Annotated in this window: 8 protein-coding genes; 1 reads left to right on the top strand and 7 read right to left on the bottom strand. The window is 29.5% G+C overall.

The annotated features are described in order from the left end of the window. Nucleotides 1–264: transcriptional repressor (locus tag HUJ77_RS03270; RefSeq protein ID WP_291707141.1), on the top strand; the 264-nt coding region annotated here is incomplete at its 5' end. A 190-nt stretch (nt 265–454) separates the two neighbouring features. Here HUJ77_RS03270 and HUJ77_RS03265 read toward each other — a convergent pair. The 7 genes from HUJ77_RS03265 to HUJ77_RS03235 all read right to left on the bottom strand — a co-directional run. Beyond that, nucleotides 455–985, bottom strand: a complete 531-nt coding sequence (locus HUJ77_RS03265; protein ID WP_291707140.1) for a hypothetical protein — start codon at nt 983–985, stop codon at nt 455–457. Nucleotides 986–1,092: 107 nt separating this feature from the next. Beyond that, nucleotides 1,093–1,362 carry a hypothetical protein gene (locus HUJ77_RS03260; RefSeq protein ID WP_291707139.1) on the bottom strand — a complete coding sequence of 90 codons (270 nt, stop codon included), beginning with the start codon at nt 1,360–1,362 and terminating at the stop codon, nt 1,093–1,095. 25 nt (nt 1,363–1,387) lie between these two features. After that, the gene (locus tag HUJ77_RS03255; protein WP_291707138.1) at nt 1,388–1,795 is read right to left on the bottom strand and encodes a hypothetical protein; all 408 of its coding nucleotides are present in this window, start codon (nt 1,793–1,795) and stop codon (nt 1,388–1,390) included. A gap of 594 nt (nt 1,796–2,389) precedes the next feature. Continuing rightward, nucleotides 2,390–3,001: a ribosome biogenesis GTP-binding protein YihA/YsxC gene (gene yihA, locus HUJ77_RS03250; RefSeq protein WP_291707137.1), complete on the bottom strand. Its 612-nt coding sequence runs from the start codon at nt 2,999–3,001 to the stop codon at nt 2,390–2,392. Beyond that, on the bottom strand, nt 2,994–5,324 hold the full coding sequence (gene lon / locus HUJ77_RS03245; RefSeq protein WP_291707165.1) for an endopeptidase La: 2,331 nt from the start codon (nt 5,322–5,324) through the stop codon (nt 2,994–2,996). The genes yihA and lon overlap by 8 nt, the downstream gene beginning before the upstream one ends. A 362-nt stretch (nt 5,325–5,686) precedes the next feature. After that, a complete protein-coding gene (lonB, locus tag HUJ77_RS03240) occupies nt 5,687–7,372 on the bottom strand; it encodes an ATP-dependent protease LonB (RefSeq protein WP_291707164.1) in 1,686 nt (561 codons plus the stop codon). A gap of 206 nt (nt 7,373–7,578) precedes the next feature. Continuing rightward, on the bottom strand, nt 7,579–8,301 hold a 723-nt coding region (locus HUJ77_RS03235), incomplete at its 5' end, for an AAA family ATPase (RefSeq protein ID WP_291707136.1).

Here is an 8,301-nt window from a genome sequence, read left to right as displayed (position 1 = left end):
ATGAGCTTGGCTACAGTCTACAAAGCCTTAAAAACTTTAGTGGAAGTTGGATTAGTTCAAGAAATTAACGTTGGTGAAGGTAATTTTAGATATGATGCTAAAGAAGGCGACCACGCTCATATTCAATGTATAAACTGTAGTAAGGTTTCCGATTTAGAAAATTTATCATTTTCTACTCTTAATCATGCTGCTGAGGAATGCTCAGAATTCAAAGTTTTATCAAATAGAGTTTTCTTTTATGGATTATGTAAAGATTGTAAATAAAAAAAAGCAAGCTAAGATTTATAAATATCTTTTAGCTTGTTTTTTTTATTTTGAAGGCCGCATTTCTGCGGCCTAAAAGGGGGATGGGGGGGTTTTAGCTTAAACGAAGATTACTCTACGTTTGCTATAGGAGAATACTTCTCCGGTACAATAATAGTATTATCTAGCACAAAGCTTTTTATTCAATTTTTTATTTAAAAAGCCCTTTATTATAAGCGTCAATTACTTTATCTAGAAAAATAGCTTTCTTATAGTCTACTATACTTTTTATAGCTACTAACATTTGTACATTCTCATCATCTTCAAGAAATTCTTCTTTTATTTCCTCTTTACTTTCCTCATCATAATTTTCAGTATCAGTGCTATCTATTTTTTCAGTATGTGCTATATTATTTTCATTGCCATACATATTAGCTCCACTATTTGACAAATTAAAATTACCAAGGCCTAAACCACTCATAATATTTTGTAGTGGTGAAAAGTCAAATCCCATTGGATTAGTCTGAGCATTATTATTTTGATTTAAGCTAAAATTATTTAAATCTACACCATCAGTTTTCATAGAAGATAGCATACTTCCAATTTGATTAAGATCTATGTTACTACCCAAAAGGTTCATAAGTTGGGTTGGATTGATACCAAAAGGAATATTATTTCCTAAATTACTAGAGGATTGATTATTTATTCTATCCTCCCTACGCCTTCGTCTTCTTTTAGACATTAAGGTTCCTCCAATTATATTTCTGTTGATTTATTATATGTAAAAACATTTTTTTTGCTTATATTTTTGGGCATTTTTTCGGAGGGCATTGCCCTCCATCCTCTATACTAATATCCGTAGCCGTCTCCACCAAACATATTTCCGAAGCAGCCTCCGCATAGTAAGAATAATAATATTATTAAAACTGAGCAGTTACTATTTAATAGACCAGAAGCACATGCAATTAATAAGAATATAATTGGAGTAATGCAACTATTTAATCCACCAAATATATTTCCTGTTCCACAGCAAGCATTTCCCATTGGTTCGCAACATACTGGTTCACAGCAGCAGCAATCATCATATTTTTTATCACGGTAATGTTTTCTCTTTGACATGATTTTCTCTCCTTTCTAATTCATATTAGCAGCATCCGCCAAATAAATTTCCACACCCGAAGTTACCGCAGTTTCCAAAACCTGAACCATTACAAAGGAATAAAATAACTAATAGGAATAGATAAGGTGTGCAATTTCCTAATCCGCCACCATATCCGCCATATCCGCCACTTCCGCAGCAGCAATTATCTTCTTCACAACAGCAATTACGTCTACGTTTCTTGTTACAGCAGCAATTTCCTCTGTTACCTCTTCCACCGCCAAAGCCTCCGCTGTAGAATAGGATTAATAAGATCCAAATCCAGCTTCCAAATCCGCCAAAACAACCACCGTTATTACAACAGGATCCAATTGGTTGTTGTGGACAATTAGGTGCAACATTATCATTACAGCCACATGAATTTAAACCATTTAGAATTTCATTCATTTCCATAACTTACTCCTCCTTAGGATTTTTAGTTTTTTTGTTTTTATAGTATATGATATTCCCTCGAATAATAATTGACACTGTTTTTTATTGTAATATTATAAAAAATAGTATATAAATATTATATTTCTTGTTCCGTCGCTTCGCTCCAAGTCACCGAAATATAATATTTACATACTAAAACACTAAAGGTAATAATTCTTCATTTCATTCAGAATTATGAAATCTTAAATTTAAAAGTAAATTGATATAAATATATTTTTGCTCCGTCGCACGCTCCAAGTCGCCCTCATATGATACTTCCCTCTTTTTATGCTAAAGGTAATTATTTTTATTTATTATGTAATTATATTTCAAATAAATATATAATAAAAACATACATTATTACGTGATTGTATTATTTAGAGTCACAAACGTAGATAAATAAATTTATCTACTTTTATACTTTCTCTTATCAACATCAGTTTAAAACAGAGGTAAATATAAAAAAAGGATATAGATATTATATTAATTACACCCTAGGATTGCTCCAAGTTGCAACTATATAATATCTATATCCTTATATACTGAAAGTAATAATTTTATTTATAATAATTAAAATTATTCACTTTCTGCTTCACTTTCAACTAAAGGTCCAAAAAGATCATCTATTAATTCATCTTTCCCCTTTTTATTAACTGCTGAGAAAAAGTATAATTTATCTTCTTTTCCTAATTTTAAAGTATCTCTTATAACTTTTTCATTCTTTCTTAATTCATTATTAGATAATTTATCACTTTTAGTAGCAATAATTACTTCATCATATCCATAAAATTTAATCCATTCATGCATTTGTATATCATCCGCTGTAGGCTTATGTCTAGAATCTACTAATAAAACTACTCTTTTTAGTTCTTCACGACCACTTAAATATGTTTCAATAGTATTTCCCCAACTAGCTTTTTCTGTCTTAGATACTTTTGCATATCCATAACCAGGTAAGTCTACTAAATATAACTCATTATTATTTATTTCGAAAAAGTTAATTAATCTAGTTTTCCCAGGGGTTTGACTTACTTTAGCTAATTTTCTTCTATTGGTTAGTGCATTAATTATAGAACTTTTTCCAACATTTGAACGGCCTACAAAAGCAATTTCTGGTAATCCCGTTATTGGATATTGTTCCTTTTTAACTGCAGATGTCACAAAATCTGAGTTTTTTATTCTAAACAATGGTATCAACTCCAATTATAGCTTTTTTTAATACCTCATCAACATGATCAACAGCAAAAATATTAAGTTTATTTTTAACCACGTCAGGTATTTTATTTATATCTTTTTCATTTTCTCTTGGTATTATTATAGTATCAATTCCTGCTCTAAAGGCTGCAATTGATTTTTCTTTTAATCCGCCTATAGCTAGAACTCTTCCTGTTAGTGTTACTTCTCCAGTCATAGCTACATTATTTCTCACCTTTTTATTTGTTAATGCTGAAACTATTGAAGTTATTATAGTAACCCCAGCAGAAGGTCCATCCTTTTTAATAGCTCCTTCTGGGAAATGGATGTGAATATCTGTATTTTTATAGAAGTCCTCATCTATTCCATATTTACTTGCATTTGCTCTTACAAAACCAAAGGCAATTCTAGCAGATTCTTGCATTACATCTCCTAGTTGTCCAGTTAAAGTTAACTTACCAGTTCCCTTCATAACTACAGATTCTACTGGTAGTGTATCTCCTCCAGCAGCCGTCCAAGCCATTCCTTTAACTACACCTACTCTATCTTCTTTGTCTTTAACATCAAATGTATATATTTTATTTCCTAAATACTTTTCTAATCTATTTGCATTAATTGAAATAGATTTTTTATTATTCTTCATCATTTCTGTAAGAGACTTTCTTATAAGCTTTCCTAAAACTCTTTCTAAACTTCTTACACCAGCTTCTCTTGTATAATAGTTAATTATATCCTTTAAGGCTGCTTCTGATATTTTAAATTCATTACTTTCTAGCTTATGCTCTTTTAATAACTTTGGAATTAAATATCCTTTAGCTATATGATATTTCTCTTCATAAGTATATCCTGATACTTCTATTATTTCCATTCTATCTAGAAGTGGTCTTGGAATTGTATCAAGTGAATTTGCTGTTGTAATGAATAATACTTTAGATAAATCCATATCTAGTTCTAAATAATGATCTCTGAAGGTATTGTTTTGTTCACTATCTAGAACTTCTAGAAGTGCATCAGCAACATTACCTCTATGATCTGACCCTAATTTATCTATTTCATCTAATAATATTAGAGGATTATTTACCTTAGCTTCTTTTAGAGCATAAGCTAATCTTCCTGGGATTGCTCCTACATAAGTTTTCCTATGTCCTCTAATTTCCGCTTCATCTCTAACGCCACCTAATGATATTCTAGTATACTTTCTATTAGTTGCATGTGCTATAGACTTTGCAATAGAAGTCTTACCTACTCCTGGTGGACCAACTAAACATATAATAGGCCCTTTAAGGCTATTTGTATATTCCTTCACAGCTAGATACTCTATTATTCTTTCTTTTACTTCTTCTAAACCATAATGCTCATCATTTAGAATTTCTTCTGCTGCTTTGATATCGAAATTATCCTTTGTTGCTTTACTCCACGGAATATCTAAAATCCAATCTAAATAAGTTCTTATTACATTACTTTCTGAGCCTTGACCAGCAGATGACTTTAGCCTATTTAATTCACTTTCAGCTTTTTCCCTAACATACTTAGGTAATTTAGCTTTCTTTATTCTATTTTCATAATTAAATATTTCCTTTTTTTCTTCGTCATCTTCACCAATTTCTTCTTGAAGAGCTCTTATTTGTTCTCTTATATAGTACTCTCTTTGAGACTTATCAATACTCTCTTTAAGCCTTTTACCTACTTTTTTCTCTATATTTAATATATCTATTTGATTCTCTATTATAACTAATAATTTTTCTATTCTCTTAATGCAATCAACTTCCTGAAGAATTTCTTGTCTTTTATCCTCATCAATAATTATATATGAAGCTACTACATCTGAAAGCTCACTATAATTTTTAATGCTATCAAAAATAGACATGATACTACTTCTATTATTTCCAGAAAGATTTAAATATTTACTGAAGCTCTTTTTTAATAGATTAATATAAGCTTCTATACCTTCATACTCTTCGTTAGAAGGTTCTTCAATTCTTTCCACTTCTGATTCCATATATTTATCTTTGTTGTTTATACTTATAAGTCTACCTCTATCTATACCCTCTACCAATACTCTTATAACATTATTAGGTAATTTTATTATTTGTTTTATTCTGCAAATAGTTCCAATTTCGAATATATCTTCAAAATCAGGTTCTTCTATTTCATAATCCCTTTGTGTTGATAAGAATATTTCTATTTGATTGTCCATTGCAGCTTCGATTGCAGCTTTAGACTTTTCTCTCCCTACATCAAAATGTATAATCATATTTGGAAAGATACTAATACCTCTTAAAGGAATTAAAGGTAGAGTCATAAAATTTTCACTCATCATTCCCATCCTCCTTATTTATTGTATAACTTTATTAGTATACACATAAACTCGCGTTTTTTCAATCTATTTTATATACCCATATTGGCAAATAACTTATATAATAATTAATATTTAATAATAATTCCTATTAACTATATAGTTTATTACTATTATAATACATATATAAAATTTAGCAATGAAAATATATATTTTCTATTATAACAAAAAATATCTATCTCATCATAATAAACTAAAAGAAAAAAACTCCTTAANATAATGAAGAGTCTTTTTTCCTATTGTCTACTTGACAGGGTCAAGTTTATAAGGAGTTTCAAAGCTAATAATAAAAATAAACTTATATTCTATATTTTAAATATATTCTAATCTTCAGATTTAGCTGATAATATATCTAAGTTATTATTTATTATAATATCTTCAGATATATCTTCAGATATATTTTCATTATATATAGACTCATCTATTACTTCTCTTAAATTATTAACTGCTATAACCTTTATTCCATCTATATCTTTAAAATTTTCTCTCCAATTTTCAATTGGAATAATAACTTTAGTTGCTCCTGATTTTTTAGCTGCGTATATCTTTGCATTAACTCCACCTATGGGTTTAACTTCTCCAAGTAAACTTATTTCACCAGTCATAGCTATTTTATTACTAATTTTAACTTTATTTATAGCACTATATATAGCAGTTGCTATTGTTATTCCAGCTGAAGGACCGTCTACAGGCATTCCCCCAGGAATATTTATATGTATATCATAATTTTCACACTCTAATCCAAATATATTATTCAATACAGTTAGCACGTTTTGAATTGATGAATAAGCTGTACTTTTCCTTTTGACTTTTCTATTACTACTACTTATTTCTTCTTCTTCAATAACACCTGTTACTTTTAATATTCCCAATCTATGATTTACCTTCTTGGCTGTAGCCTCAACTTCCATAAGAATTCCTATATTAGCACCATGAACTGCTAATCCGTTTACTATTCCTATCTCTGCTTTTTCTCTAATCTTTTTATCTGGAATTTGTGCATAGTTTCCATTTTCTATTACCCATTGTATATCTTCTATATTAATATCATTTCTATCTTCATTAATTGCAACTCCAGAAGAAAGTTGAACTAAATTAACTACATCTCTACCATTAGTACAATATTTTGATACTAAATCTAAAGATTTTTCATCAATATGCAATCCTACCTTCATGGCTGCATTCTTTGCAATAACCTTAATTTCATCAGAATGAAGTGACCTAAAAAATATTTCCACACATCTTGACCTTATAGCAGGAACTATTTCCTCTGGACTTCTTGTTGTAGCTCCTATTAATCTAAAATCTGCTGGCAATCCATTATCAAATATTTCTTTAATGTAATCTGGCATATTAGGATTTTCACTACTATAATAGGCACTATCTAAAAATACTTTTCTATCTTCTAAAACCTTTAAAAGTTTATTAAGTTCAATATGATGTAATTCACCTATTTCATCCATAAATAAAATTCCACCATGAGCTTTTGTCACTGCTCCTGGTTTTGGTTGTGGAATCCCAGCTATCCCCAAAGAACCAGCCCCTTGATAGATTGGATCATGAACAGAACCAATTAAAGGATCTGCTATTCCTCTTTCATCAAACCTAATTGTAGTAGCATCTATTTCTATAAATTTAGCATCTTTCTTAAAGGGTGATTTGGAGAACCTTTTAGCTTCTTCAAGAACTAATCTTGCAGCAGCAGTTTTACCAACCCCTGGAGGCCCATAAATAATAACATGTTGTGGATTAGGTCCACATAATGCAGCCTTTAGGGCTTTTATTCCTTCCTCTTGGCCTATAATCTCCTCAAAAGTAGTAGGTCTGCTTTTCTCTGTTAAAGGTTGTGTTAATTGTATGCTTCTTAGCTTTCTCAATTTATCCATTTCCTTAACATTCTCTTTTTCAATAACTGTCTTGTTATTTGAATGACCTTTATTGATATTAACAATATAATAGATAAACAGCAACATAGTTGTTATTTGTAGTATTATTAATACTTCTGCCATATATTTTGCATTAACTATAAAAGTAAATGCATCCTCCCTTCTATCTGTCATATAAATATTATTAACTTATTGCAAGGTTAATATTCTATAGAAAAAGGATACTTTACCATTATTTTTCTACATAAAATTTATTAATAATATATTTAAATATAAATCTACAAAATAAAAACATCTTAAAGTTATAATAACAATAAGATGTTCTTTTATTAGGCAGTTTCTATGCCTTTTCTTTTCTTTATTTTTTTAGTTTTTAATTGAGCTCTAACTTCACCTTCTGGTAGCCTAACTAATTCAGGATTTTTCTTTTCAGTTATACAATCTTCATTTATAACAACTTTTTCTATAGATTCATCAGAAGGAATATCAAACATAACTTCTGTCATAGTTTCTTCTACTATAGATCTTAATCCTCTTGCACCAGTTTTTCTCTTAATAGCTTCATTAGCTATGGCTTCTAAAGCTTCATCAGTAAAGTTTAATTGAACATTATCAATTTCAAATAGCTTTTTATATTGCTTAACTAAAGCATTTTTTGGTTTAGTTAGAATATTTATTAAAGCATCTTTATCTAATGATTCTAATGTTACTACAACTGGTAATCTACCTACAAATTCAGGTATAAGACCAAACTTTAATAAGTCTCCTGGCATTATGTCCTGAAGTAGCTTACCAACGTCTTTATTAAGCTTTGAACTAACGCTAGCTCCAAAACCTATAGAACTCTTTTCAGTTCTTTTTTCAATTATTTTATCAATACCATCAAAAGCTCCACCACAAATAAATAATATATTTGATGTATTTATTTGTAAGAATTCTTGATGAGGATGTTTTCTTCCACCTTGTGGTGGTACTGAAGCAGTAGTTCCTTCAAGTATCTTTAATAATGCTTGTTGAACCCCTTCTCCTGATACATCCCTTGTAATAGATGG

This window comes from Clostridium sp., from assembly GCF_021443865.1.
Lineage (GTDB): Bacteria > Bacillota > Clostridia > Clostridiales > Clostridiaceae > Clostridium.
The sequence above is the reverse complement of the archived record's forward strand: the minus strand, read 5'-3'. Positions and strand labels throughout refer to the sequence as shown.